The organism is Endozoicomonas sp. PH6C (genome assembly GCF_059322965.1).
This window is the reverse complement of sequence record NZ_CP185342.1, coordinates 1422111-1447673: the sequence shown is the minus strand read 5'-3', so window position 1 is coordinate 1447673 and position 25563 is coordinate 1422111. Positions and strand designations below refer to the sequence as shown.

24 protein-coding genes are annotated in these 25563 nt (G+C 46.8%); 14 read left to right on the top strand and 10 right to left on the bottom strand.

Annotated features, from left to right (window positions below; all coding sequences use genetic code 11):
- Nucleotides 1-89: 89 nt before the first annotated feature.
- Nucleotides 90-800 carry a DNA-3-methyladenine glycosylase I gene (locus tag ACOMG9_RS05705; RefSeq protein ID WP_422132734.1) on the bottom strand — a complete coding sequence of 237 codons (711 nt, stop codon included), beginning with the start codon at nt 798-800 and terminating at the stop codon, nt 90-92.
- Nucleotides 801-951: 151 nt separating this feature from the next.
- On the opposite strand from ACOMG9_RS05705, the gene ACOMG9_RS05700 reads away from it, so the two are divergent.
- The 5 genes from ACOMG9_RS05700 to ACOMG9_RS05680 all read left to right on the top strand — a co-directional run bounded on the left by ACOMG9_RS05700 (nt 952) and on the right by ACOMG9_RS05680 (nt 6241).
- Nucleotides 952-2121, top strand: coding sequence for a pyridoxal-phosphate-dependent aminotransferase family protein (locus tag ACOMG9_RS05700; RefSeq protein ID WP_422132733.1), 1170 nt, complete (start codon nt 952-954; stop codon nt 2119-2121).
- 126 nt (nt 2122-2247) lie between these two features.
- The gene (locus tag ACOMG9_RS05695) at nt 2248-2457 is read left to right on the top strand and encodes a hypothetical protein (protein ID WP_448216133.1); all 210 of its coding nucleotides are present in this window, start codon (nt 2248-2250) and stop codon (nt 2455-2457) included.
- Nucleotides 2458-2881: 424 nt separating this feature from the next.
- Entirely contained in the window at nt 2882-3508 is a 627-nt protein-coding gene (locus ACOMG9_RS05690; RefSeq protein WP_448216132.1) for a hypothetical protein, read from the top strand.
- A 261-nt stretch (nt 3509-3769) separates the two neighbouring features.
- Nucleotides 3770-4990, top strand: a complete 1221-nt coding sequence (locus ACOMG9_RS05685; RefSeq protein WP_494529926.1) for an ADP-ribosylglycohydrolase family protein — start codon at nt 3770-3772, stop codon at nt 4988-4990.
- Between the two features lie 222 nt (nt 4991-5212).
- Nucleotides 5213-6241: a hypothetical protein gene (locus tag ACOMG9_RS05680; RefSeq protein WP_448216130.1), complete on the top strand. Its 1029-nt coding sequence runs from the start codon at nt 5213-5215 to the stop codon at nt 6239-6241.
- 124 nt (nt 6242-6365) lie between these two features.
- Here ACOMG9_RS05680 and ACOMG9_RS05675 read toward each other — a convergent pair whose 3' ends face one another.
- The gene (locus tag ACOMG9_RS05675) at nt 6366-7139 is read right to left on the bottom strand and encodes a ferredoxin--NADP reductase (RefSeq protein ID WP_494529925.1); all 774 of its coding nucleotides are present in this window, start codon (nt 7137-7139) and stop codon (nt 6366-6368) included.
- Nucleotides 7140-7728: 589 nt separating this feature from the next.
- Here ACOMG9_RS05675 and ACOMG9_RS05670 point away from each other — a divergent pair.
- Nucleotides 7729-7947: a LysR family transcriptional regulator gene (locus ACOMG9_RS05670; RefSeq protein ID WP_448216128.1), complete on the top strand. Its 219-nt coding sequence runs from the start codon at nt 7729-7731 to the stop codon at nt 7945-7947.
- 42 nt (nt 7948-7989) lie between these two features.
- Here the strand turns inward: ACOMG9_RS05670 and ACOMG9_RS05665 are convergent, their stop codons facing one another.
- The 3 genes from ACOMG9_RS05665 to ACOMG9_RS05655 form a co-directional block, all read right to left on the bottom strand.
- Nucleotides 7990-9279, bottom strand: coding sequence for an ankyrin repeat domain-containing protein (locus tag ACOMG9_RS05665; RefSeq protein WP_494529924.1), 1290 nt, complete (start codon nt 9277-9279; stop codon nt 7990-7992).
- A 265-nt stretch (nt 9280-9544) separates the two neighbouring features.
- Nucleotides 9545-9814, bottom strand: coding sequence for a hypothetical protein (locus ACOMG9_RS05660; protein WP_494529923.1), 270 nt, complete (start codon nt 9812-9814; stop codon nt 9545-9547).
- A 6-nt stretch (nt 9815-9820) separates the two neighbouring features.
- Entirely contained in the window at nt 9821-11116 is a 1296-nt protein-coding gene (locus ACOMG9_RS05655) for an ankyrin repeat domain-containing protein (RefSeq protein ID WP_494529922.1), read from the bottom strand.
- 290 nt (nt 11117-11406) lie between these two features.
- On the opposite strand from ACOMG9_RS05655, the gene ACOMG9_RS05650 reads away from it, so the two are divergent.
- The 6 genes from ACOMG9_RS05650 to ACOMG9_RS05625 all read left to right on the top strand — a co-directional run bounded on the left by ACOMG9_RS05650 (nt 11407) and on the right by ACOMG9_RS05625 (nt 17742).
- Complete coding sequence (locus ACOMG9_RS05650) at nt 11407-12297, top strand: LysR family transcriptional regulator (protein ID WP_448216124.1); 891 nt, start codon at nt 11407-11409, stop codon at nt 12295-12297.
- Between the two features lie 95 nt (nt 12298-12392).
- The gene (locus tag ACOMG9_RS05645) at nt 12393-13265 is read left to right on the top strand and encodes an aspartoacylase (protein ID WP_494529921.1); all 873 of its coding nucleotides are present in this window, start codon (nt 12393-12395) and stop codon (nt 13263-13265) included.
- A 184-nt stretch (nt 13266-13449) separates the two neighbouring features.
- Complete coding sequence (locus tag ACOMG9_RS05640) at nt 13450-14013, top strand: LPS-assembly lipoprotein LptE (protein ID WP_422132722.1); 564 nt, start codon at nt 13450-13452, stop codon at nt 14011-14013.
- Nucleotides 14010-15056: a DNA polymerase III subunit delta gene (gene holA / locus ACOMG9_RS05635; RefSeq protein WP_494529920.1), complete on the top strand. Its 1047-nt coding sequence runs from the start codon at nt 14010-14012 to the stop codon at nt 15054-15056. The genes ACOMG9_RS05640 and holA overlap by 4 nt, the downstream gene beginning before the upstream one ends.
- A 253-nt stretch (nt 15057-15309) precedes the next feature.
- The gene (locus ACOMG9_RS05630) at nt 15310-16191 is read left to right on the top strand and encodes a hypothetical protein (RefSeq protein ID WP_422132720.1); all 882 of its coding nucleotides are present in this window, start codon (nt 15310-15312) and stop codon (nt 16189-16191) included.
- A 171-nt stretch (nt 16192-16362) separates the two neighbouring features.
- Complete coding sequence (locus ACOMG9_RS05625; protein WP_422132719.1) at nt 16363-17742, top strand: sodium-dependent transporter; 1380 nt, start codon at nt 16363-16365, stop codon at nt 17740-17742.
- Between the two features lie 82 nt (nt 17743-17824).
- Here the strand turns inward: ACOMG9_RS05625 and ACOMG9_RS05620 are convergent, their stop codons facing one another.
- Complete coding sequence (locus tag ACOMG9_RS05620) at nt 17825-19636, bottom strand: hypothetical protein (protein ID WP_448216120.1); 1812 nt, start codon at nt 19634-19636, stop codon at nt 17825-17827.
- Nucleotides 19637-19990: 354 nt separating this feature from the next.
- Here ACOMG9_RS05620 and ACOMG9_RS05615 point away from each other — a divergent pair, with 354 nt between their 5' ends.
- Complete coding sequence (locus ACOMG9_RS05615) at nt 19991-20251, top strand: AbrB/MazE/SpoVT family DNA-binding domain-containing protein (protein WP_448216119.1); 261 nt, start codon at nt 19991-19993, stop codon at nt 20249-20251.
- A complete protein-coding gene (locus tag ACOMG9_RS05610) occupies nt 20251-20580 on the top strand; it encodes a type II toxin-antitoxin system PemK/MazF family toxin (RefSeq protein ID WP_448216118.1) in 330 nt (109 codons plus the stop codon). Before ACOMG9_RS05615 ends, ACOMG9_RS05610 begins: the two co-directional genes overlap by 1 nt.
- Before the next feature lie 115 nt (nt 20581-20695).
- Here the strand turns inward: ACOMG9_RS05610 and ilvD are convergent, their stop codons facing one another.
- From ilvD to ACOMG9_RS05590, 4 genes are all read right to left on the bottom strand, one after another.
- Nucleotides 20696-22537 (bottom strand): dihydroxy-acid dehydratase, encoded by a 1842-nt coding sequence (gene ilvD, locus ACOMG9_RS05605; protein WP_422474290.1) that lies wholly within the window; start codon nt 22535-22537, stop codon nt 20696-20698.
- A 154-nt stretch (nt 22538-22691) separates the two neighbouring features.
- On the bottom strand, nt 22692-23402 hold the full coding sequence (locus ACOMG9_RS05600; protein ID WP_448216117.1) for a DUF3581 family protein: 711 nt from the start codon (nt 23400-23402) through the stop codon (nt 22692-22694).
- 287 nt (nt 23403-23689) lie between these two features.
- Nucleotides 23690-24388, bottom strand: coding sequence for a glutamine amidotransferase-related protein (locus ACOMG9_RS05595; protein WP_422132713.1), 699 nt, complete (start codon nt 24386-24388; stop codon nt 23690-23692).
- Nucleotides 24385-25554: an iron-containing alcohol dehydrogenase gene (locus ACOMG9_RS05590; RefSeq protein ID WP_448216116.1), complete on the bottom strand. Its 1170-nt coding sequence runs from the start codon at nt 25552-25554 to the stop codon at nt 24385-24387. The genes ACOMG9_RS05595 and ACOMG9_RS05590 overlap by 4 nt, the downstream gene beginning before the upstream one ends.
- Between the last annotated feature and the right edge of the window lie 9 nt (nt 25555-25563).

Genomic DNA, 25563 nt, shown 5'->3' with positions numbered 1-25563 from the left:
ATCTGACTTATTCTCAGGGCAGGTAGGGCAGGCTGTGACTCCGATGAAGGACGGCCAATCGTGATACTTTGCTGACCAATAAATTTTATTCAGTGTGCCATGTCAGCCAACGCCTGAACATGGTTATCACCGACACCAAAAGCCAATATTCTGCTAAGTTCGGCCAACGATCGACCACTGGTCTCCCTGAGCTGATTGAAGAATAACTGGATGGCTTTCTGGCTTTTCTGACTGGTTGCACTGCCTTCAATGACTTTCATAGCACGAAAATAGCCTTCAACATCCCGTGTCATCAGAAAGGTATCTTTGCCCAATGCCCTCAGGGCATAGGGGCCGGTATTGCCGCCCAGACGACTGCCATGTTTTTTCAGATAGGCCCAAAGCCCAATGATATTATCTTCAGGCCAGAGCGCGACAAACTGTGCAAAGCTACCTTCTCTCTGTCGTACATCATGGATCATCAGGGCATTTTCCCGGATGCTCCAGACCTTCTTGAGATGACGAATAATTTTAGGGTCAGTTGCTTTTCGCTCCAGCATGTCGTCAGGCATCATCAGCAACTTGTCAATATCAAAACCCCAGAATACCTCCTCAAAGTCAGGCCATTTCTGATCCACAACTCTCCAGACAAATCCACTCTGAAAAACCTTGCGGGTAAGTTCCGCAAGATAGCGGTCGTCCGGAATACTTCTTAATTGGTCATTGGAAAGGGGTTTTACCAGCAAGGATTCAACGGCTGCTTCTCCCCCCTTGCGTTCACAGGCACGTTCAAAGATGACATCATAGCGTTCTGGCTTCATGGCCACTCCATATTTCTGGCAAAGGTTTGCCGAAAAGTGTATACAGTGCTCAAAAAAAATTGAACATTGATAGTTACTGATAAAATGTGTATTACATACACACCCCTTTGTCATAAACCTGACCAAAAGGTCAACAACAGCAGAACAAGACATGACCATTCAATCATTTCATCCGCCCAAACGAACACTGATGGGCCCGGGCCCTTCAGATGTATACCCTCGAATTACAGAGGCTCTGTCCCGACCCACTATAGGTCATCTTGATCCTGAGTTTGTCCGTATGATGGATGAGGTCAAGGAGCTGCTTCAGTACGCCTTCAGGACCCGCAATGCCCTGACACTGCCCATCTCCGCACCCGGCTCTGCCGGTATGGAAGCCTGTTTTGTCAACCTGATCGAACCAGGCGACAAGGTAGTGGTATGCATTAACGGCGTCTTTGGTGGCCGTATGAAAGAAAACGTCGAGCGGGCAGGTGGCGAACCCGTTATTGTTCAGGGTGAATGGGGTCGTGCTGTTGATGTGGCTGAAGTTGAAAAAACGCTTCAGGCTCACTCGGACAGCAAAATTCTGGCCTTCGTTCATGCAGAAACCTCTACCGGTGCCTGCTCTGATGCAGAAACACTCTGTCGTCTGGCCAAAGAGCATAACTGCCTTACCATCGTTGATGCGGTCACGTCACTGGGTGGATCTGAGCTGGAAGTAGATGCCTGGGGTATCGATGCTATCTACTCGGGCACACAGAAATGTCTCTCCTGTGTGCCAGGTATATCTCCGGTGAGCTTCAGCGAAAAAGCTGTGGAGAAAATTGCCAGCCGCAAGCACAAAGTCCAGAGCTGGTTCCTGGACATGAATCTGATCATGGGATACTGGGGTAAGGGGGCCAAAAGGGCTTATCACCATACTGCGCCTGTCAACGCCATGTATGCCCTCCACGAAGCTCTGGTTATTTTGCAGGAAGAAGGTATCGAAAACGCCTGGCGCCGCCACAAGCTTCATCATCAGGCCCTGGCAACCGGTCTTGAAGCCATGGGGTTGGAACTGGTTGTTCCTGAAAATGAACGTCTGAGCCAGCTGAATGCGGTCAGGATTCCTGATGGTATCGACGACGCCCGGGTGAGAAGTGAACTCTTGTCAAAGTACAACCTGGAAATTGGTGCAGGCCTTGGTGATCTGGCTGGAAAGGTCTGGCGGATTGGGCTGATGGGCTGCAGCGCCGACCAGACCCATGTTCTGTGCTGTCTGGGTGCCCTGCAGGCGGTTCTGGGTTCTGATGAAAACGGAGCGGCCGCTGCACTGGCATTTTATCGCTCACAGAACTAATGCCCTGGGTCTCCTTCATCCGTTGAGGGAGGCCTGAATTTTGTTAAGAGAATTCTCAACAGTACACCGAGCCTGGAAGAATCATTCTGCTAATATCGAAGAAACAGATTCGTTGGGGTAAGAAGTATGTTCAAGCTGCTGGCAATTATTTTACTGACTCTGGTTGCGATCGTCGGCCTCGCACGGAATTTTGAAATGCTCGTTGGACCGGATTATGCCTATGTGAAAGCGGACTATCCCCGCTTTGCCGATAAAACATGGTTTGACTTTGAAGTAGGAAAAAGAGGTGGACTCGAAGGTGTGTACGACAATGTTAAAGAAAAAATAAAGCAGTAGCCCTGCTTCAAACGTCTATTTGCTGAGTCACCATTGCGCTTGCGGAATACTTGCCTCCTGCTGTAATTGTGAGTCCGCCAGCTGTTGTCGGCATCAGGAGACCACTGACTTGTATCATGAAAACCAACATTGGTTTTGGTTCTCTGAAAATCAGCTCGCGGACGCCCGCTTGTACTCATAATGTGACTACACCACGATCTGCAAAAATAATTCGTATAGTAAGTACCTGGCCAGTTGGTTTCGCATATTCTGGCGAGAGGATTTTTTCATCCTTCAAGGCGCAACGACGGGTGCGTAGCCGTAGCTACGCAACCAGAGTTGGAACGCAGAAGGATGGAAAAAGCCGCCGTCCAGAATATGCGAAACCAACTGGTTAGGTACTTAACGGCTATTATTTTTTCCTAAGCGTGAAGGTACGACTATTATGTTGCATTGTTATCTAACTAATAGAGCTACTAACGCTGTGATTCCAACAAAAAGACTGTATTTATTATTATTTTTCATATTAGGCAATAGCTCTGTTTCAGAAGCTTCAATATTATCGGCTGCAGAGAAATTTTTGAAGTTACATGACAAGATACTCGTAGAGTCTCAAAAACTAGGGTTGGAACAAGTGGATTTTTTTGCAGACATTTGCAGGTCTTCAGGTTTGAGGGATCCCATAGGGGATCTGAGAATGTCGCACTCCATGTTAACATGTCGTGATCAGCCCAGCCCCATGACAACCAGAGTCTTACTTTCTCAAAATGAGCAGGGCGTAGAGCAAGTTGGAATAAGTATAGAAATGCAAGTTTCTTTGGCATCTGTAGCCACTGCAATCACTCATCGCTGCACACTCGACAAAGCTTTTTCTGAACTGGATACGAAGGCCAGAAGTGAGATAGAAAATGAATTAAAAATGCTACTTATTCAAATACGAACAATAATTAGTGGATACGAGCCTTTTATTAAACTGTGTGCAGATTTTAATTTATCCAAAGAACTAAAAGATACAATTGAGTTAATCGATGAGTCAGTTAAAAATATCAGTGAATCAACTACCCTCCCCTAAAGGAACGTGCTTGTAAAAGCCCTTGTTGACCAGACCAATACGTCCGTACCAGCTTCAGTCCCCTACGTTCAGACATTGCTCCCAGGCTTCTGGGTAGCAAGATTTAAGAAAGCCGCTATTATTCCCTTACTTGAATTAATATAAGGAATGTATCTAATGACTAACCTGGGACGAACTGATCGAGAGTGTTGGTATGAAACAGTTAATCTTCAATTTTTCATTGCTCAGTGCATGTGCTTTGCAGTCTTCTTACTGCTAATAATGCCTGCATTTGCTGCTACCCCGACCAATGCAGAGCTGGCTTTGCTTGGTACTGCCCTGGGGGATTGCAAGGGGACCGTTCGTTACGGCTATGGAGCAGGGAGGCGTGAGCTATTTACGGATGACACTCACAAAGCGGCTGCAATTTACAAGTTCTTTTTGGATTATTACCGAGGCGCTGATCATGCCAAAAAACAACATCAAAAAAAGGGAAAAGGCGCACAATTTGATGCTGTCAGGCTGGCTAAATGCCAGTGTTTTTTTGCATTTCCCAAAGAGCAGCGTTTTCATTTAAATATGGAAGATTCGATGGATGTGGTGTTAAGCGAATACGGTGCTTTTCACTCTCGGTTGTTAAAAACTTTCTTTCAGGGATTCAGAAATGGCACTCTGACAACCAGGGATCAGGTTCTCGACCTTTCCGGTCAGAGTTTTCGTACAAGATCAGGGAAAACAGAAGGCTCCTCTGGTAATGGCGGTTGTATGGGAATTGCTACGATTGTTGCTATCCTTGATCATGATCCATTTATCAGTGACGAGGATTTTGTCAGCCGCGTTCGACAAACGGTTCAGGTCAGTCATAACCATGAGCAAGCCATGCAGGCTGCTGTTGCTATCGCCCTTACAGCGAGGGTCATGATTGAAGATCGTGATTCAAGAACTGCGAACAGGTATCTGGCTGAAATCACCTTAGAGCGCATCTATAGACAGGTAACTGACCCGGAAGTTTTGAAATGCCTGAGGATTATTGAGCAACAGATCCTGCAAAACACGCATGCTCGCAAGCTTGATCATGGGGAGGTTATGGCTGAGTTAAATCTCCTTCTGCCTTCCAGTTCTGGTGCAGAGAGATCCCGAAAAAAGACTGGTGACACAAAGCTTCGAGGAACCTGGGCCCCCAGTTCTGCAGCGGCCGTCCTGTATTTTCTTTTTACCGGTGACAGATCCCAGAATTCATTGCTGCAGCAGGTAGCAAAATTTACCATAGACCAGGATACGATTGGGGCAATGTTAATGGCACTCAGTGCTCTGCGGGAAGGTGGTTTCAGACGAAGCGAGTTTGGTGCAGGGCAGGAGCTGAAACTGTTACAGGAGTTGCTTGACCATTTGCCGGAGTGGGTTGCAATAAACCCCAATGCCTTGGATTATCTGGTCGATGATGATGAGGATGAAGGTGAGGCAGGTGCGAGTAATTGTGCCTGTCGGAGCCAGTCAATGTAAATTAAAAATATTGAGCTGAGAGTAAATGAGCATTTTGAGACACTTATTAATATCATATCTGCATTTTTCGACGGCCTCTGAAGCAAGCAAACAAGTCAATGACTGTTATATTTTACTCAGCGATTAACGTTAGAATCACTAACTAAAAAGATATTTTTGGAACTTTATAAGACGTAAGAAATCAAACAAATTGATAATTTTTTACGATATAAAGTTGACAATATGACTCCACCTCATCCAGATGATCCATTGTACAGAAGTTGGTATTTTGACAAGAAAAACCCTATTCATAAAGGAAATACTGTAAAGTTAAGAATGCGATCTTTTCGATCAATGAAAAGAGCATCCCCTTATCCTCTGAAATTCAAATATATACCTATTCCTGATAAAGCCCAAAGGTCAAAGACTTTAAGACTGGAAAGAGGAAAAAATTTAGTCACACAGAAATTTATAGAAGTACTTTCAGTAGTGAAAGTTAACTGGGCCAGGGCAGTAAAGCTACTGAAAAGTGGTGGAGATCCTTTTGCATATAAAGGGACTGGCTTCACTCCAAATATATTATTTAAGCTTATTGTTGATATTACCAATACTCCAAAAATCGAAGCAAAACACCTTTTAGAGTCAAAAGAACGGGAAGAGTTCATTGCATTACTTCTGGAGAGAGATGAGATTGAATCTGCCCTAATGGAGTTTGACTCGTCACCCTTTCAAAACACACCATTTACCGCAGCCATTGCAGCCAGAGATATAAAGTTATCAAAAGCCCTATTCAATCATCTAACGAAAACAAACCATGAGTTATTAATCACACCAAATCAAAAGACATTAGAAAGGCAATTTGGAAACAATACACCTCTGGTACTGGCCATTAAAACTAACAATGAAGAACTGGCTTTGGATTTAGTACCTTTTTATACCGATGAGTTATTGCGTAAGCGTGTAACCTGGGCAAACAACAACACTCTTGAATTGGCTCATTTAGCGAGATTCAATCATTTACTTCCAATAATGGTGGCAATAGCTCAAGGTCTTACTACAGATGAAGCAACCAAGCTTCAATCATTATATGATGGATGTCCACGTGGGAGTGATATATGGCATGATTTATATGAAACAGATATGTTTCTTAATGACGAAGGAGAATTCATTGAAGATAGAGAGAGAGTCTCAAATCCTGATATTTATCATACCTCAAAATATATTCGAACCAGTGTAATTCCCCTACCCCAAAATCGGTGTTCCCTTCATTAATACATAATAACTGATAGCAGATCGAGAACAGGCTATCGCAAAAGTAGCCTGTAAAACTGACCCAGCTTAACGCTCTATTGGTCAAGCAAAAGACTTTCACAACAGCCGCCTTTTCAGAAAGGAATTACTTCTCAACAAAAGCCCTTTCAATAACATAGTGCCCCGGATTTCCACCACGGGCTTCCTTAAAGCCACGCTCATCCAGAATACGACAAAGGTCTTTCAACATGGCAGGGCTGCCGCACAGCATGAAGCGATCATTTTCCAGATCGGGCTCAGGAAGATTCAGGTCGGCAAACAGCTTGCCACTTTCCATCAAGTCCGTCAGGCGCCCCTGGTTGCGGAAAGGTTCCCGGGTAACCGTTGGGTAATACTTCAACTGTTTTTTAACCATCTCACCAAAGTATTCATTTTCTGGCAGTTCATTTTCAATCCGCTCCTGATAAGCCAGTTCAGAAACATAGCGAACGCCGTGAGTCAGAATTACATTGTCGAACTGCTCATAAATTTCAAAATCCTTGATGATGCTCATAAAAGGAGCCAGACCCGTTCCGGTGCTGAGTAGGTAGAGATTCTTTCCGGGCAGCAGATGATCGGCTACCAGAGTCCCCACAGGCTTGGTGCCCACCAGAATGTCATCTCCCACTTCCAGCTTCTGCAGGTGTTGGGTCAGGGGGCCATCCTGTACCTTGATGGAGAAAAACTCCATCTCTTCTTCATAGTTGGCGCTGGCAATGCTATAGGCTCTCAGCAGAGGTTTGTTATCGATTTCCAGACCGATCATGGTGAAATGGCCGTTCTTGAACCTCAATCCCTGGTTGCGTGTAGTGGTAAAGCTGAACAGGGTATCATTCCAGTGATGTACACTGGTCACTGTCTCCCGGATAAGATTACTCATAGTAGGTGTCACTCCTGATGGTCGATTTTTCTTTCTGACACTTTGCTGTACCCTGAAAAGTTACTTATCTTTGTAATAATTCAAAAGGCGGTCAGCTCCCTCGCGATCTTTTCCTGTGACTCGAGCATCCCTGTCAATGAGTTTTCGCAGCGATCCGATGTCCCGAGTTTTGAGAGCGTATTTAAGAAAGCTCCTACCCCGAGAATCTACCGGTGCATTAACATCACCGAAGTCATTGATAGCGGACGAGAGTAAGAATTTAATATATTCCGCCCTTTTGGACAGATATCTGAATTTTTTGAAAGCGTCACTAGCAGCCTGTCGGACTTAAGACTGTCCTACTGCGGTTGCGATAAATTGGTCTAAAAATTCCTGCTCCCTCGTCAAATAGCTCGCTATTCTCCTCGGAATCAGAAATTTTTATCCTCAATTTCTCGCAATCCTCGCTACGGACGCTCAAGTCCGACAGGCTGCTAGCCGAAAGTTCATTTATTCGTACTATTTTTTCTTCCGGGATATCTTAGTCAGGGGTAGGATATTTGTGAAACAGATAATTCTTATAAGATTATTCGATTAAATCGATTACCCCATGAAACTGACTCTCCAACAACTGGAGATTTTCCTGGAAGTTGCCCACCAGCAGAGCCTTAGCGGCGCCGCCAAAGCTCTGATCATGTCCCAGTCTGCCGCCAGCGGTGTACTGAAAGAACTGAAACAAAAGTTCAATAGTCAGCGCTTTGATCGCATTGGCAAAAGACTTCAGCTGAATGATCTCGATAAGATTACTCAGGGTTGTTATCACTCCTGATGATCGATGGTTCTGCCTGACACTTTGCTACATCATGAACAGTTACTTATCCTTATGATCATTCAAAATCGAGTCAACTTTGTCTCGGTTGCTGTCGGTGACTTGAGCCCCTCTGTCAATGAGTTGTTGCAATGCTTCCTTGTCCTTGGCAATGAGTGCATATTCAAGAAGGTTGTGACCTGGGTGGTATTCTGAATAACCTGCCGGTGCATTAATATCAGCAAAGCCATTGATAGCAGACGAGAGTAACACTTTAATAATTTCCGCCCTGTCGGATAAATTTCCTACATAATCGACTCCGTCAAAAGCTGTGTAACCTAGTCCAGTGCGAAGCTCAACTTTTGCCCCCGCATTGATCAGCATCCTGACCAGACCTAAAAAGTTTTTGTTTTTAGGGTAATCTTGATGTAAACCAAGTACCAATGCGTAGTGAAGGGCGGTACGTCCATCGCGAGCAGTTGCATTTACATCGGCTCTGTTTTTAATCAGAGTTTCAAGTGCCAACTCATGGTCAGCATCAACAGCTATGTGGATTGCCCTGTTACCGTCGTTATCTGGAATATCGAAACGGGCTCCATGCTCCATCAAAAGGGTAAACAAATCAGGACATTCAGGGTTTTCGGCAGCCAGATGCAGAGGTGTACGGCCACCCTTGTTGCGGATGTTCATACCAGCATTGAAGTCCAGTAATGTTCTCACCGTCTCCAGGTTATGATTGCTGACTGCGTAGTGTAGTGCTGTGTTGCCCTTTGAGTCTTGAACATCAATATCTTCGCCGATGTCAAGTTCTTCGGCGACACCAATACCTTCGTCAGATTCAATATCTTCGTCGGTGTCAGGATCCTCGGCCAGTAGTCTGGCTATATTTTGGTCGCCCTTTATCGCTGCAATGTGGAGGGCTGACATCTTGGCTTCCTGCCAAGAGTGTTTCGAGCCCGGGCCTTCATGCTCCATAAGTTCCAGGGCTTGGTCTATCTCGCCAGATACTACAGCATGAGCCACCGATGAAAATTCTAATTTCGGGGCCAGGTAATCCTGACAGACAGGGCATATTTTTTGGGAATCGAGACTCTGCTGGTTTTCTTTAAATTCCCTGTGGCAGGAACCATGAAAAAGATGGAGGTTGATTGACTTAAAAAAATTTTGTGGAGCGTGTGCAACAACGACGTTGTGAGAGCCAAAAACCCCCTTAAAGCAAATGCCACATTCTTGAGAAACATTACCTTCAGTCAAATTGTTGATTTTTCTTGTACTTTTTTCACAGAATCTATCCGATTCCAGAATCAATTGTTTCAAGTTTGCCAGATTGAAGGCATGAGAATTTATATCCATTATCAGATCCTTATTGTGTTTTTAGATTAATATCGAACAATCATATCAACTGATAGCAGACATTCTTTGATCGACAACTAATTGCTTCAGGTGCTGGCACCTGAGCTATCTGAGTGATGGTTTCTTACCCAGAGCGTAAAAAATTCATCACAATCGAACGTTTGAGAGAAAAGTTAGCCAAAAGTTCAATTATTCATACTATTTTTTCTTCCGGAATATACCAGTCAGGGATACGATATTGGCAAAACAGATAATTCTTATAAGATTATTCGATTAGCTCATGAAACTGACTCTCCAACAACTGGAGTTTTTTCTGAAGATTGCCCGCCAGCAGAACCTCAGCCGCGCCGCCATAGCTCTGATAATGTCCCAGTCTGCCGCCAGCGGTGTACTGAAAGAACTGGAACAAAAGTTCAACACTCAGCGCTTTGATCGCATTGGCAAAAGACTTAAGCTGAATGATCTCGATAAGATTAATCATGGTTGTTATCAATCCTGACGGTCGATGGTTCTGCCTGACACTTTGCTGCATCATGAACAGTTACTTATCCTTATGATCATTCAAAATCGAGTCAACTTTGTCCCGGTTGCTATCGGTGACTTGAGCGCCTCTGTCAATGAGTTGTTGCAATGCTTCCTTGTCCTTGGCAATGAGTGCATATTCAAGAAGGTTGCGACCTGGGTCGTAACCTGAATGACCTGCCGGTGCATTGATATCAGGAAAACTATCAATAGCCGACGAGATTAACAGTTTAATAATTTCCGCCCTGCCGGATGAATTTCCTACATATTTGATTCCGTCAAAAGCTGTGTACCCTTTTCCGGTGCGAAGCTCAACTTTTGCCCCCGCATTGATCAGCATCCTGACCAGGCCTAAATGGTTTTTCTTTTTTGGGTAACTTTGATGTAAACCAAATACCATTGCGTAGTGAAGGGCGGTACGTCCATCGTGAGCAGTTGCATTTACATCGGCTCTGTTTTTAATCAGAGTTTCAAGTGCCATCTCATGGTCAGCATCAACAGCTATGTGGATTGCCCTGTGACCGTCTTCATCTGGAATATCGAAACGGGCTCCATGCTCCATCAAAAGGGTAAACAAATCAGGACATTCAGGCTTTTCCGCAGCCAGATGCAGAGGTGTACGGCCACACTCGTTGCGGATGTTTATACCAGCATTGAAGTCCAGTAATGTTCTCACCGTCTCCAGATTATGATTACTGACTGCGTAGTGTAGTGCTGTGTTGCCCTTTGAGTCTTGAACATCAATATCTTCGCCGATGTCAAGTTCTTCGGCGACACCAATACCTTCGTCAGGTTCAATATCTTCGTCGGTGTCAGGATCCTCGGCCAGTAGTCTGGCTATATTTTGGTCGCCCTTTATCGCTGCAATGTGGAGGGCTGACATCTTCGCTTCCTGCCAAGAGTGTTTCGAGCCCGGGCCTTCATGCTCCATAAGTTCCAGGGCGTGGTCTATCTCGCCAGATACTACAGCATGAGCCACCGATGAAAATTCTAATTTCGGGGCCAGGTAATCCTGACAGACAGGGCATATTCCGCGGGAATAGAGACTCTGCCGGGCTGCTTCCGATTCCCTGGAACAGGAACCATGAAAAAAATGGAGTTTGGGGTTGGTTGACTCAAAAAAATACCATTCTACGTGTGCAACAATGACGTTGTGAGAGCCAAAAACGCCCTTAAAGCAAATGCCACATTCTTGAGAAAAATTACCTTCAGTCAGATTGTTGATTTTTCTTGTACTGTCATCACAGAAACTTCTCGATTCCAGAATCAATTGTTTCAAATTTGCCATTGAGAAGGTGTGTGAACTTACATCCATTAGTCAGTCCCTTATTGTGTTTTTAGATCAATATCTAACCATCATATCAACTGATAGCAGACATTCTTTGGCCGACAACCAGTCGCTTCAAGTGCTGGCACCTGAGCTATCTGAGTGATTGTTTCTTACCCGGAGCGTAAAAAATTCATGACAATCGAACGTTTGAGAGAAAAGTTGGCCAAAAGTTCAATTTTTCATACTATTTTTTCTTCCGGAATAGAGCAGCCAGGGGTAGGATATTGGCAAAATAGATAATTCTTATAAGATTATTCGATTAAATCGATTAGCTCATGAAACTGACTCTCCGACAACTGGAGGTTTTCCTGGAGGTTGCCCGCCAGCAGAACCTTAGCCGCGCCGCCAAAGCTCTGGTCATGTCCCAGTCTGCCGCCAGCAGTGCACTGAAAGAACTGGAACAAAAGTTCAATACTCAGCTCTTTGATCGCATTGGCAAAAGACTTCAGCTGAATGACCTCGGCCAGCAGGTTCGACCGGACGCCGAAGCCCTTCTGGAAAAAGCCCGGCAGCTTGAGCAGAAACTCTTCAGTAAAACTATGACAGGACAGATCCGGGTCGGCGCTACTCTGACCATAGGCAATTATCTGGCCGTCAACATCGTAGCCCGAATGATGAGAGACAAACCGGGTACCCATATTGATCTGCAGGTGGCCAATACCGCCAACATTACCGAGAAGGTTCTTAACTTTGATCTGGATATCGGACTGATCGAAGGAGAGTTACACCACCATGACCTGAATGTCATTCCCTGGTGTGATGATGAGCTGGTTGCCTTCTGCGCACCGGGCCATGACTTCGAACACAAAACCCAACTGACAGACCAGGACCTTTTGAGTGCGGGCTGGATTCTCCGTGAAGCCGGTTCGGGTACCCGTCAGGCGTTTGATCGAGCCATGCACGGCATTCTGCCCAACCTGAATGTGGTTATTGAGTTGCAACACACTGAAGCCATCAAGCGGGCTGTCGAGGCCGGTCTCGGGATTGGCTGCCTGTCGAGAATTACACTTCAGGATGCTTTCAAAAGGGGCAGTCTGATCCCTTTGTTAATCCCTGACAGAGATTTGAGCCGACAATTCTATTTCATCATGCACCGACAAAAGTACATCAGTCAGGGAACCAGGGAATTAATTGAACTCTGTCGTAGCTGGACCGCCAGTCCTTGAGAACATAAGAGGTCTGTGGGCTCTTAACTTCTCAGGAAGTTGTACAAACCTGAAGCCGGGGTTAGTCTTTTAGTCGGTGCAACAAAGGTCTGATTATGATTAAAAGAATCACTATCGTGGGCGGAACCCATGGCAACGAGTTGATTGGGCCTAACCTGATCAGGAAGTTGGAACAGGACGGCAGTTTCAAACAGAGCGTCATTCCAGTAGATTATCTGCTGGCCAATGTTGAAGCCTATAAAGCAGTCAGACGATTTATGGATGCCGATCTGAATCGTTCCTTCACGGATGACATTCTCAACGGCGATGATGATTCGGTCTATGAACACCGCCGAGCCCGGGAAATCAATCAACTGCTCGGCCCCAAAGCCAATAATGACCGTTTTATCATCGATCTGCACAGTACCACCAGCAACATGGGAATGACGCTGATTATCAAAGATCAGGCAGCTTTCAACCTCAAAGCAGCATCCTATGTGCAACAACAGATGCCGGAAGTAAAAATCATTCTGAGTGACCGTGATAACCAATTCAGCCGAACACTGAATAGCCTTTCCGACTACGCAGTGACCATTGAGGTCGGCCCTCTTCCCAACGGCGTTTTGCGACACGATCAGTTTTCAGACACTGAATCAGTGATCCAACATCTGGTCGACTTCACCCAAACGCCAGAAAACGAACGGGACAATATCTTGCCCGGAAGCACCGAAGTTTATACCGTCAGGGATCGTTTTTTTTATCCCAGAGACGACGACGGACAAATATCTGCCATGGTTCACAGTGCTCTGCAGGATGGGGACTTTGAGGAGCTGAAGCCGGGCATGCCGATGTTTCAGAATATGGATGGCACAGTGACTCCCTATCAGGGTGAACCCGGATACCCTATCTTTATCAATGAAGCTGCGTACTATTACGAGAACACGGCTTTTGTCATGACAACCCGGAAAACGGTTGTTCCAGACGGTTAAACTCTTCAAGGCAACGATACACAGGCAGGCATTCCGATGTTAACCTTTAGGGGACGTCATGCTAGCATGCCGTCCCCTGAGATACTGTCCGACTGCTGGCACAATCTCTGGTCGCAGTTCATCAGCCTTGAGCTAAAACAGCCATGAGCTCAATAAAGAGTCCTGAGCCCGGAATGGAGAGATTATGACAAGACGCTTTCATACAGGGGCCATTCTCCCCCTGCTACTGATCACCGGTTTGCTGACAGCCTGCGGCTTTCAGCTGCGAGGCAAGGTCGATATTGCCAGTGAAATTGCCCAGCTGTCTGTCTCAGGAAGTGATCTGCCGTTTGTCAGGGAGTTAAAAAAAGCCCTGACGCTCAATGGTATTGAGATCACAGATAATGCCCACTATCACCTGCAAGTGTTGAGTCTGGAGCGTTCGACAGGCGATGAGATTCAAGCCAGTGTCGGTCAGTACGAACGCCTGCTGACCCTGAAAGCGACCTACCAGCTCAGCACTAATGATGGCCTGAAACTCTTTGACCCCATTGTGCTCTTCAACGAGCGCTACATGTTCCAGGACAAGAACCAGACCAACGCGGCCCTGAGCGAGGAAGCCATCATCTTTGATCAGCTTCGTCAGGAGCTGTTGCTGACCACTGTTCGCAGGGTGGCTGCTATTTCCGGTGAAGTGCTTCGCCAGGAAGAAGTACGAGCCCGCAAAGCCCTCGAAGCCGAGCGAGAGGCGCGTGAAGCGGAACAATGAACATCAGACCCGACCAACTCGGCGCCCAACTCAAGCGACAACTCTGTGCTGTCTACATAGTCAGTGGCGATGAGCCCCTGCAGGTCTCGGAGTGCTGTGACCAAATCCGGCAAGCGGCAAGAAAGCAGGGGTTTACCGAGCGACACGTTTACCATGTCGACAATAACTTTGACTGGGGGGATTTTCTGGAAGCAGCAAACAGTCTCTCACTGTTCGCTGAAAAACAAATTCTTGAAGTCAGGATGCCCAATGGCAAGCCCGGTGATGCAGGCCGAAAAGCTTTTCAGGAATATCTGAAACATCTTTCTCCGGATAACCTGCTACTGATCATTACCGACCGGCTTGATAATGCCAGCCAAAAGGCAAAATGGTTCAAGGCCCTGGAACAGGAAGGACTGTTTATCCCGATCTGGCCTGTTGAACATGACAAGTTGCCGGGCTGGATTGCCCGACGTCTGAAAAGTCAGGGCTTTGAAGCCAGCCAGGATGCTCTTTCGCTGCTCTGCGAACGCATTGAAGGAAATCTGCTGGCCGCCTCACAGGAAATTGAAAAACTGAAGCTACTGGCGGATGGCAAAAAGATTGAAGTGGAAACCGTCAGGGAAGCGGTTTCTGACAGTGCCCGCTATGACGTTTTCCAGCTGGCTGATGCTGCTCTGAATGGTGACCCGAAGTCTGTGGTCAGAATACTCGGCGGCTTGAAAAGCGAAGGCATTGAGCCACCCATTGTGCTCTGGGCTCTGGCCCGTGACGTGCGACTGCTCAGCCACCTCAGCCGATTAAAATCCCGGGGCACACCGCCCAACGTGGCTTATGATCAGGCAGCCAAAACTCACGGCATGTCTTCCTTTATTCTCAAGAAACGTAAAAACCTGCTGGAAAAATGCATGGGGCGTCACAGTGAGCGTGCCTTTCGCCAGATGCTGATTCATACTGGCCATATTGACAAAGGTGTCAAAGGGCTTGAAAAAATCAACTGCTGGGATGAATTATTGACCCTGAGCCTTTTCCTGGCCGGTATGCCTGCTCCTCTTCAAGCCTGAATTTTATACCAATTGGTACGTTTTTAATGACATTAAACAGACAGCTGTGACCGTCAGACCTCTGGCTAAAAATAGTATTCAATCTCAGTCGGTTGACTCATTCTGCCTTTAATAAGTCGCTTATAATTTCCTATTGCACTAAATAAACCCACTTGCTAGACGCATTTGCAACAAGCGAACAACTTCTATAAAGGCTTCTATGGCAGGGCCGATGGTTCGAGAGATCCGAAACCGCGCACAGGAGTGTATGGATATGATTTTTCGAAACCTGCTGGGAGCAGCTGCTGCATTGCTGGTAGCAGGCTGTGCCTTCAACATGTCAAACCATAAAGGGGCCTATAACGAGAAATGGTCCAAAGCCAAGAACCTGACTAATGCAGGCGGCATGCTTGAACAGGTGTATGACCAGCAGTTACCTGCCGGAGCTTACAACAAGGAAGGCAAGCTGGAGGACTACAAACTGGGCAATATTTCTCACCCGGCCTATGGTGCTGCCAGCGGTGTGGTGGGAGTTAATGTCAAACCTTATGGCGCCTTTGAACGCTTTTACTGGGGATGGACGGTACCGGGTGCCAGCCATTATGATCACCACAGGTTATTTGCCTGGATGCCCATCGCCATGGCCGAGGATGAGATCGGAGCCAGAGAAACAATGGAGCTGATGCTGACCCGTTCCGCCCTGACCATCCTCAACGACATGAATTACAAGTACAAGCCGATCAAAACACCTTTCGAGCATAATGGTCTGGCTTTCAAGCAGTGGTACCTGGAACAGACCGGTGCTACCTGCTCTTTTGCCCGAATGAACTGTGTTCTGAGTCTGTATATCCCGGTTCCAACTGCTGTCGACCATGCGCCTTCATTCTCCTATTTCAGTATGGCGGGAGAGCCAGCCTGGTTTTTCTCAGCCCATGATGATAACGCTTTCCCCAGGCTGTCCATCACCCAGGGTGAAGGTTTGGAAAGCATCAGCGAGAATGTCTTTTATCAGAAGCTGAGTGCCCGTCTGCCAGGGTGGGTCTATTTCTACATGGCGCCCAAAGAGGTGGGTATCGGAGACGACAACAAAACCATCGCTTACCCCTATGTACTGGAGAAAGGCAAACCGTTGCTGTTCATTCGCCCCAACAAGTAGGTAAAAACGAAAAGCAAACCTCAAAATCACTGCTATAGTCTTTGGGATTTGCTGTTACAGCGGCGCAGTTGTCGGCCCATAAAGATCAGGCCCGCGCATCAGACAACGAGGAAGCTGTTATCAACAGGCTGTATTAAAAATAAGTCGGCGGACAAACAGTCCCTGAATGGAATGACTGATCAGAGTAAATCCACCTTGCCAGAAATCCAGGCTACACGAGGTCAGTTCAGTAGCAGACTGAGCTTTATTATTGCCGCTGCCGGCTGCGCAGTAGGTGTGGGAAACATCTGGAGCTTTCCAACCCAGACGGCACAAAATGGCGGCGCAGCCTTTGTTCTGGTTTACCTCTGTTTCTCATTCCTTCTTGCCTATCCCACACTGGTGGCCGAACTCACTATCGGCCGATACAGTCAATCCAACTCAGTGACTGCCATGACCGGTCTGGATAACAGGAACTGGGTCAAAAAACTGGGCTTGATCACCAGCATTATGGGATTAGTGACCCTGACTCTGATTTACAGTTTTTACAGCATTATCGGTGGCTGGTTTACTGGTTTCTCTCTGGCCCCGATCTTCGAATTGGGCGGCCTTCACGCGGCGGCCAGCTGGCTGACCGATTTTAATGTCTACTCAACGGCTCTGGTCACCCTGCTTTTCATGGTTCTGACCACGTTGATCGTCATCGGTGGGGTTAAAGAGGGCATAGAGCGCTGGTGTAACAGGCTGATGCCCGCCCTGTTTATTATTTTGTCTGTGCTCATTGCTTTCGCTTTAAGCCGACCCGGTGGTATAGAAGGTTTGAAAGTCTATCTGATTCCGGACTTTTCCAAACTACTGAACCAACAGCTTTTGATTTCAGCCCTGGGGCAGTCTTTCTTCTCTATGTCCCTGGGTGTGGGCTGCATGATGGTTTACGGTTCTTATCTGAGTAAAAAAGCCAACCTTCCACTCACCGCTTTCCAGGTTGCGCTGGTCGACAGCTCAGTGGCGTTCCTGGCTGGTATGCTGATCATTCCCTGTATGTTCGCTGCCATGCAGCAGGGTATCGAGATTTACACCGCTAACGGACAGCTCCACAGTGCTGACACGCTGGTTTTTAACGTACTGCCAACCTTATTTAATCAGCTGGGAATACTCGGGCAGCTGGTTGCGCTGGCTTTCTTCATGCTGCTAACGATTGCCGCGCTGACTTCATCGATTTCTCTGATAGAACCAACCGTAGCCTATATGGTTGAAAAGCTCAGTTTTCGTCGCCATTACGCCAGTTGGTGCATTACGGTGATCTCAGCCTGCCTGTCGGTTTTAATCATTTATCACATTGAGACGCTGCTGGGTCTGGCCGTTAAAGTCGCTACTCAGTATCTGCAACCTGTTTTGTGCTTCATGATTGCCATTTATGGCAGCTGGATCATGCGTCAGAACCGCCTGCTGAAGGAATTGAGTCAGGGCTTTCCTGAAATCCGGAAGAGCCTGTTCTGGAAGATCTGGCCCTGGTATATCAGGACGATTTGCCCGGGCCTGATTCTGATACTCTTCCTGAGCAATCTCTGATCTTCTTTTTAAAAATTTCCCGGAAAGCCTGCTAATAGCAACCGGGCTGAAAGAACAGGAAGAAGATTAAAAATAAACTCCGTCAAAAGCCAAAACTCTCTCTGACGGCATCGATACCCCCAGAATCATAAAGCGCATCCACTCTCTCTATGACGGCCTCGATATTCTCAGAACCACAAAACGTTTCCACTCTCGCTCTGACAGCCTCGATATTCTCAGAACCATAAAGTTCTTCCACAGAATAATCAAAGTTAGCATCGAACCATTCAGTGAAATCATCCAGGTATTTTTCCCGTTTTTTCAGATATTTTATCCTCTCTTCTTCTTTTCTTCTCTCCTTCTCTTCGATGCTAAGCTCTTTTTCTTTATCTCTCTTTTCTGCCTTGTTTTGTATAGCTCCATGAACCTGCTCAGTGACGTTGGTATTAACAGTTGGCGGAAACATCGCCATCACAGCAGTTGACACTGCCACAACATAGTTTATTTGCATTCTGTCAAACATTGTGCCAAGGCTTAACATTGTGCGTGTGAATTCACATCTACCAATAAACAGTTTTTCTAATTGATTCGTTATGAACTTTTCTAAGGCTAGAAGAAATTTTTGAAACAATTCAGGGTTTTCATTTCCAGGGTTTTCATTTGAGGCGTTTAATACCCTTTCTAGTCTTATCTTTAATTCTAATTTTCTGAAAATCGTTACATAATTTTCAACCATGTCTTCATCCGTATCTGATTGGCTAAAACAAATCGGCATATTATCAACATGTGCACTTACGATTTTTTTAAAGAGAAGTTCAAGTTTCAGGCTTGTGGCATACAAGAAACTCATGAACTGCATATTCGAGGCAACTGATTCAGGATCTTTCTCACCATATTCTTCTATAAGCATTAACATTTGTTCAGCTGATTCTACACCGTACTGATAAAGCGGTGTTAAATTTTTATTAACTTCAAAATTGAGCAGAGAGTTAGCAGCTAATAACATTGGGTCTGCTGATGCCTCAGAACTTTCAGCTTCTGGGGAACCACCCAATTGTTGCAAAATCTTAAGACGCATTTCTCCCAATAACTTCAGGCCAGAGAAGACGGAAGCAGACTCTTTAACATTTGCTTTTAAAACGTCGTGATCGTTTATTGAGGCTAATGTACCTAAAAGGTCACGTTTTCCGGCATGGAGTCTCTCAATACCAGACAAGCCAGTGGCGTGAAACAGGAATGAGTCAAATAAAGCATGAGCCACCTGAGGGAGGCTTTCATTTGAATGAATGACTGTGTAGTAGCTCAACATCAAAATCGCCAGGTTCTGTTGATCTTCTGGCTTAGTCATATCGACAGGAGATTCGGTACCCACGATGTTAGTCAGAACGCCTATCATTGCATTCTGGTTACTGTCAGCCGAAATATGGAGAACTTGTTGTACTTGCTGAATCATGCTTGCAATTGTCAGGCTCTCATCGGGTGGGGTTATCGGGATATAGCTCAACATAGTGTTCAGGGTGTTGTTTTCAATTCCTGTATTCAATCCCAGGATAATGGCAGTAATTTGTGCATGATTCATTGGCGGGAGCGGAATATCCATTAAAGCCTGAGGCTGCTGCGCTCCAGCCCCATCCGATGCTTCTGAACCCTCAGCTATTATTTCGCCTTGCTCATTTTCATAGTTCATTGCAAAGATAAGATGGGTGCTATTTGGGCTGGGTACAAAAGGAGGGATTTTGCCTGTATAAGCATTATGGTTAATTAAATCCTCCAGGAAGCCAGACCCTTTTGTGGTTTTTTCTCTGACAAATTCCTCCATCATTGGCGTTGAAAAAGGACTTCCTGCCAGCAGTTTTGAACAGGGGCAAGCCATTATGATGAGGCCAAGGGAAGCAGCAGTTGGTAATCGAGCCATGTAATTACCCATTGTCGTCTTTCTAGCTTAGTTTGAACGCTACAGTAAAGTAGTCCATCTATTGCAGCAGCGACAGATTTTCAGCACCCGCCAGACCAAGCCTGATCACCCTTTGAACTCCGTTTTTAAATAGAAAAGGCGGATAACGGGCTCAACCTCATCTCTGAAAATGAAAGTCAGTAAGGATTAGTGTTTGAGCATGGGCTGGAGACCTGAAACTAAAATTCAGTTCCCTGTACGATTTCGAGCACTCGTAGTTTTAAAAGTGGCCAAATTTAAGAACGCTTGTATTAACTTGCACAGGCGCTATAGTCTATACCTGTGTATATACTTTTATTCGGAGCCAGTGGCCAGATGATCGTTCAAATTAAAAAATGGGGTAATAGCCTTGCTGTTAGAATACCTGCTAAGGCTCTTTCTATTTCAGGGTTAGGTGAAGGTTCCTGGTTGGAAGTAAATTCTTTAAAGGGTGAAATTCTCCTGAAGGAATCAAAGCCAAAGGTGAAATACACCTTGGAGCAGATGTTTGATGGTTATGACGAGAACAGTTTTGAGCCTAATCAGGAAGATAGGGAGTGGATGAATGATGGTCCTGTTGGTGGGGAGAAGATTTGATGCCCTATATTCCTGACAGAGGTGATGTTGTATGGATCAACTTCGATCCTTCCTCAGGAAGGGAAATACGTAAGAGAAGGCCGGGGTTGGTTCTATCGAATAAGCTGTATAGCCGGTTTACCAAATATGCTCTGGTGGCCCCAATAACATCAACAATAAGAGGCTGGCCCTTTGAGGTCAAAATTGATGGCGGAGATGTTTCAGGAGTTGCCCTTTGTGAACAGATCAAGTCATTGGACTACCTTTCGGGAGAACTAGAATTCATAGAGAAAGCTGATCCTGATGCAGTTGAAGAAGCGATAGCCAAAATAGTGGCTATTTTCGATTAAGTCGGCACATCAATGTAAGCTCAGACTCATTGTCCTGAATTTTTTGTTTGTTTACGACAGATAAAGTACACGACAAGCTCTATATAACATAGAGCTTGTCGTTCATGAGTCACTGTCAATCCAGGAGCGACACATCTCTGACAGCACCTTTATCGGCACTGGTCACCATAGCCGCATAGGCTTTTAATGACGCAGAAACCTTACGAGGCCGCTCTTTCAGAGGTTTCCAGGCTGCCTTGCCTTTCGCTTCCATCCGGGTACGACGCTCGGCCAGCTCTTCATCAGACAACTGTACGTCAATGGTACGATTAGGGATATCAATACGAACGATATCGCCTTTTTCTACCAGAGCAATATTGCCCCCCGCTGCCGCTTCTGGAGAAGCATGACCTATGGAAAGTCCGGAAGTACCACCAGAGAAACGACCATCGGTCAGGAGCGCGCACTCTTTACCCAAACCTTTGGATTTCAGGTAGCTGGTCGGATACAACATCTCCTGCATACCCGGACCACCTTTGGGACCTTCGTAGCGGACGATGACAACATCACCGGCTTCTACCCGACCTTCCAGAATATCACTGACTGCATCTTCCTGACTCTCACAGATATGTGCAGGTCCTTCAAAAACCAGAATACTCTCATCGACACCAGAGGTTTTTACTACGCAACCATCCAGAGCAATATTACCGGTCAGAACCGCGAGACCACCTTCATTGCTGTATGCATGCTCCAGTGTACGGATACAACCTGATTCACGATCATCGTCCAGCGTTGGCCAGCGAGTTTCCTGACTGAATGCCTGTGTCGTACGTATGCCGGCAGGTCCTGCCTTGAAGAATGTCAGTACCGATTCGTCACTGGTCTGTTTGATATCCCATTTAGCCAGAGCTGCGGCCATGGTTTCACTGTGAACCGTCGGGATCTCATTGTTCAACAACCCTGCCCGATCCAGTTCACCCAGGATGCCAAACACACCACCCGCACGATGGACATCTTCCATATGGTATTTCTGGATGTTAGGTGCCACCTTGCACAGCTGAGGCACCTTGCGAGAAAGGGCATCAATATCTTTCATGGTGAAATCGACACCCGCTTCCTGTGCAGCGGCCAGCAAATGCAGAATGGTATTGGTGGACCCCCCCATGGCTATATCCAGACTCATAGCATTTTCAAAGGCCTTATAGCTGGCAATAGAGCGAGGCAGAACAGACTCGTCATTCTGTTCGTAATAGCGCTTGGTAATATCGACAATCCGTCGACCGGCTTCGAGGAACAGTTGCTCACGATCGGCATGAGTGGCCAGCATGGAACCATTGCCGGGCAGGGACAGACCCAGAGCTTCCGTCAAACAGTTCATGGAGTTGGCGGTAAACATACCGGAGCAGGAGCCACAGGTTGGGCAAGCTGAACGTTCATACTCAGCAACAGTTTCATCGTCGGCATCCGAGGCGGCAATGACCATGGCATCGACCAGGTCCAGTCCATGCTGTGCCAATTTGGTTTTACCGGCCTCCATGGGACCACCGGAGACAAATATCACTGGAATATTCAGTCTCATGGCGGCATTGAGCATTCCGGGAGTAATCTTGTCGCAGTTGGAAATACAGACCAGGGCATCAGCAGTATGGGCATTTACCATGTACTCAACGGAGTCGGCAATGATGTCCCGGCTGGGCAGGGAGTAAAGCATGCCGTCATGGCCCATCGCGATACCATCATCGACGGCGATGGTATTAAACTCTTTGGCTACACCACCATGCTTTTCAATTTCTCTGGCCACCAGCTGTCCCATGTCTTTTAAATGAACATGGCCGGGAACAAACTGGGTAAAAGAGTTGGCTACGGCAATAATAGGCTTTTTGAAGTCATCATCCTTCATACCCGTGGCACGCCAAAGCGAGCGGGCTCCAGCCATATTACGACCGTGGGTCGAGGTTCTTGAACGGTATGCAGGCATGACTCTCTATCCTTTCTCTCTGATTCTTAATCCTGATGTTTGAGAAGCTCTCTGGAAACCAGGCTCTCTGATGTCTTCCATGGCGGATTCGGGATTATAACAGAATGATGGGAGCCTGATAGGCTCCCGATAGCCTCATAATGCAGAAGAATAATCAAGCTGCGTATTCTATCCGGCGACGATTATACTCCTCGACCATACTGTCGACGGCAGGCTGATCATATTCCCGCAAGTTGGCCAGAACCATGGTTTTCTTCCCTTCGCCCACAACTTTGTCACCTTCTTTGAAGACAAAGCCCAGGGTGACATTACCACGTTTGCCATTCACTTCCAGATGAGACGCTGAGGCCTCTATTACGGGGTCTTTCAGATCAATTGTGTCCAGATGTACCGACATGGTTTCGTAGATAACCAGAGGCCGCGCCACATTAATCATGACATTCTTCTCTTTCATCAGTGGCACCAGAACATGTGGGAAGTTTTCACCTGAGAACGCCACATAAGCCTTTACCAGCTTTGCAATCATGTCAGCATTGTTTGTTTGCTTGCCATCATGCTCAACCCGCAGGTATTCCTTCTCACTCTGGTCACAAATAATCTTGTCACCATTGCCGGCATCGGCAATCGACAGGGCAACGCCATCACTGACCATGCCACTGAAACTCACTTTCATATCAGGGTATAGCCCTTCAGAGCAGAGAATTTTGGCAAACAGAAGATCACCCGGAACACAAAACTTCTTGGTGTCGACATCATGCAGCGGGTTGAAGTCATTGGCGATATTCTTGGCAAAATCACTGGACTGCTGACGAGTGAATGAGAACTGGTTATTTTCCAGCTCAGTACAATATTGATCTAAAAACATAATGTTGTTCTGTTGGCCCGGTCTTTCAGATGAGTGACCAGAGCTCAATCCATTTCATATGGACTTGTATTTCCCCAGGGCAGTGAGAATCAAATATTGAAAACGGCCAGAGGGCTCGATCTATCTCTGGCGACTCACTGATATCATACGTCAAATCCGAATAAGACTACTGTTACTAAAACGTAGCCGTTTGTTTCAGCACTTCATATATTAATACAACCGATTGATTAATAAGCCATTTTAATATCAGCCCGGAAACTCAATTAAATTTCCGGGTTAGACCATGACTAGAAAAACTGCATGATCCATTGAGCTATCAGATCACTATCAGGATCGTCTTTCAACGAATCCATGCCCTTGCGCACTCTGTCCCCGGGAATCGCCTCCCGACGTGAATTCATCAAGTCCGCAGAGTAAGACTTGCTGAATTCCGGATGCCCCTGAATACTGATAAAAGAATCGCCATATTGCAGCATAAAATTGGGACAGAAATCACTGCAGGCGAGTACTTCAGCCGAAGATGGCAAACGAGTGACTTGATCCCTGTGACTGACCAGTAACTTGAAGTCCTCAACCGCAGGCTCCATCCAGCGGGTCTTTCGGGTGACGTGATTGTACGACATACCAACACCCCAGCCTTTGTCAGCCAGCGCTACTTGCCCCCCAAGACTGTTTGCCATGATTTGATGACCAAAACAAATACCCGCCAACTTGCAACGATCCTCGTACAGCCTTCTGATAAACCCTTCCAATAAAGCTATCCATGGAAAAGGATCATAAGCACTGTGACGACTGCCCGAGATAATCCAGCAATCACACTCATGGGTCGTTTCAGGAATCTCACCATCCACTACCCGGTAGGTGATCATCTGTATATCAGGTTCCTGCTTTCTCAACAGAGCCAGAAACATATCCGGATAATTGTTGTGAACCTTGCGCAGCTCGGGCGAAACGTCATCACACAATAGCAAACCGACTTTCATCATAGATCTCCCCGAACCGCATCCTGGCCTATCTGCTGATATTCAGCCGCAGAGAAAGAGATTGGGTTTCCGGCTGCCGAAGGATCGGCAAACGCCATCCGCCCGACTTTATCCAGCTGGCTATCGTCGATTCCGATTTCAGCCAGTGTATGGGGGATTTCCAACTGTTCTCTGAGCTCTATCACCCAGTTGAAGAAAGCGTCAAAGTCTGGAGCAGGCAGGTCAAGGTAACGACTGAGGGCCGCCATTTTATGACCGATGGCTGCTCTGTTTGCCTTCAGAACATAGGGCATCAGAATGGCATTCAACAATCCATGATGAGCGTCGTATAAAGCCCCCAGTGGATGCGCCAGAGCATGCATAGCACCCAGACCTTTCTGAAAGGCCGTTGCCCCCATGCTGGAGGCCACCAGCATCTGATGCCGGGCCTCAAGATCACTGCCCTGCGCCACTGCCCTGGGAAGATAGTCTCTTACCAGACGAATGCCTTCCAGTGCGATGCCCTGGGCCATAGGATGATGGAAAGGCGAACAATAGGCTTCAAGATTATGGGAGAGTGCATCTATACCGGTCGCTGCAGTGAGTCCGGCAGGCAAACCACAGGTCAGTTCGGCATCAAGAAGCACGATGCCAGGAAGCATACCCGGGTGAAAAATGATCTTTTTCACCTGCTCATCCTGATGGGTGATCACAGAAGAACGCCCCACTTCCGAGCCTGTTCCGGCAGTGGTGGGCACGGCCACAACGGGCAGCATTCCCTCTGCATTCACTCTCAGGTAGTTATCACTCACATCTTCAAAATCCCAGATTGAACGACTCTGGCCAACCATCAGGGCAATAGCCTTGCCCGCATCCAGGGCAGACCCCCCGCCAAAAGCGATCACACCATCATGGTCGCCTTCCTTACAGGCAGCGACGCCGGCTGAGACATTCTCACCGGTTGGATTACCCTTGATTCCGGAAAACAGTCCACAACCGGTCAGAGCAGAGCTGACCTGTAACCGGGCTTCCTGAACCATGGGCAACTGTGACAACCCGGGATCAGTAATAATGAGTGGGTTTTTCATCCCCAGTTCCATACAGGCAGCGGATAGATCTTTGATACGGCCAGCGCCAGCACGGATGGCTGTCGGAAAATTCCAGTTAGCTGTGTACTGCTCAATGTTCATTGACGTCTC

Coding starts and splice junctions, on each gene's coding strand:
- ACOMG9_RS05700 (WP_422132733.1), top strand. CDS start 952: ATGACCATTCAATCATTTCATCCGCCCAAACGAACACTGATGGGCCCG.
- ACOMG9_RS05615 (WP_448216119.1), top strand. CDS start 19,991: ATGATCGTTCAAATTAAAAAATGGGGTAATAGCCTTGCTGTTAGAATA.
- ACOMG9_RS05650 (WP_448216124.1), top strand. CDS start 11,407: ATGAAACTGACTCTCCGACAACTGGAGGTTTTCCTGGAGGTTGCCCGC.
- ACOMG9_RS05640 (WP_422132722.1), top strand. CDS start 13,450: ATGACAAGACGCTTTCATACAGGGGCCATTCTCCCCCTGCTACTGATC.
- ACOMG9_RS05600 (WP_448216117.1), bottom strand. CDS start 23,402: ATGTTTTTAGATCAATATTGTACTGAGCTGGAAAATAACCAGTTCTCA.
- ACOMG9_RS05680 (WP_448216130.1), top strand. CDS start 5,213: ATGACTCCACCTCATCCAGATGATCCATTGTACAGAAGTTGGTATTTT.
- ACOMG9_RS05675 (WP_494529925.1), bottom strand. CDS start 7,139: ATGAGTAATCTTATCCGGGAGACAGTGACCAGTGTACATCACTGGAAT.
- ACOMG9_RS05670 (WP_448216128.1), top strand. CDS start 7,729: ATGAAACTGACTCTCCAACAACTGGAGATTTTCCTGGAAGTTGCCCAC.
- ACOMG9_RS05705 (WP_422132734.1), bottom strand. CDS start 800: ATGAAGCCAGAACGCTATGATGTCATCTTTGAACGTGCCTGTGAACGC.
- ACOMG9_RS05610 (WP_448216118.1), top strand. CDS start 20,251: ATGCCCTATATTCCTGACAGAGGTGATGTTGTATGGATCAACTTCGAT.
- ACOMG9_RS05660 (WP_494529923.1), bottom strand. CDS start 9,814: ATGATGCAGCAAAGTGTCAGGCAGAACCATCGACCGTCAGGATTGATA.
- ACOMG9_RS05685 (WP_494529926.1), top strand. CDS start 3,770: ATGCCTGCATTTGCTGCTACCCCGACCAATGCAGAGCTGGCTTTGCTT.
- ilvD (WP_422474290.1), bottom strand. CDS start 22,537: ATGCCTGCATACCGTTCAAGAACCTCGACCCACGGTCGTAATATGGCT.
- ACOMG9_RS05620 (WP_448216120.1), bottom strand. CDS start 19,636: ATGGCTCGATTACCAACTGCTGCTTCCCTTGGCCTCATCATAATGGCT.
- ACOMG9_RS05665 (WP_494529924.1), bottom strand. CDS start 9,279: ATGGATATAAATTCTCATGCCTTCAATCTGGCAAACTTGAAACAATTG.
- ACOMG9_RS05625 (WP_422132719.1), top strand. CDS start 16,363: ATGACTGATCAGAGTAAATCCACCTTGCCAGAAATCCAGGCTACACGA.
- ACOMG9_RS05595 (WP_422132713.1), bottom strand. CDS start 24,388: ATGATGAAAGTCGGTTTGCTATTGTGTGATGACGTTTCGCCCGAGCTG.
- holA (WP_494529920.1), top strand. CDS start 14,010: ATGAACATCAGACCCGACCAACTCGGCGCCCAACTCAAGCGACAACTC.
- ACOMG9_RS05630 (WP_422132720.1), top strand. CDS start 15,310: ATGATTTTTCGAAACCTGCTGGGAGCAGCTGCTGCATTGCTGGTAGCA.
- ACOMG9_RS05645 (WP_494529921.1), top strand. CDS start 12,393: ATGATTAAAAGAATCACTATCGTGGGCGGAACCCATGGCAACGAGTTG.
- ACOMG9_RS05590 (WP_448216116.1), bottom strand. CDS start 25,554: ATGAACATTGAGCAGTACACAGCTAACTGGAATTTTCCGACAGCCATC.
- ACOMG9_RS05655 (WP_494529922.1), bottom strand. CDS start 11,116: ATGGATGTAAGTTCACACACCTTCTCAATGGCAAATTTGAAACAATTG.
- ACOMG9_RS05695 (WP_448216133.1), top strand. CDS start 2,248: ATGTTCAAGCTGCTGGCAATTATTTTACTGACTCTGGTTGCGATCGTC.
- ACOMG9_RS05690 (WP_448216132.1), top strand. CDS start 2,882: ATGTTGCATTGTTATCTAACTAATAGAGCTACTAACGCTGTGATTCCA.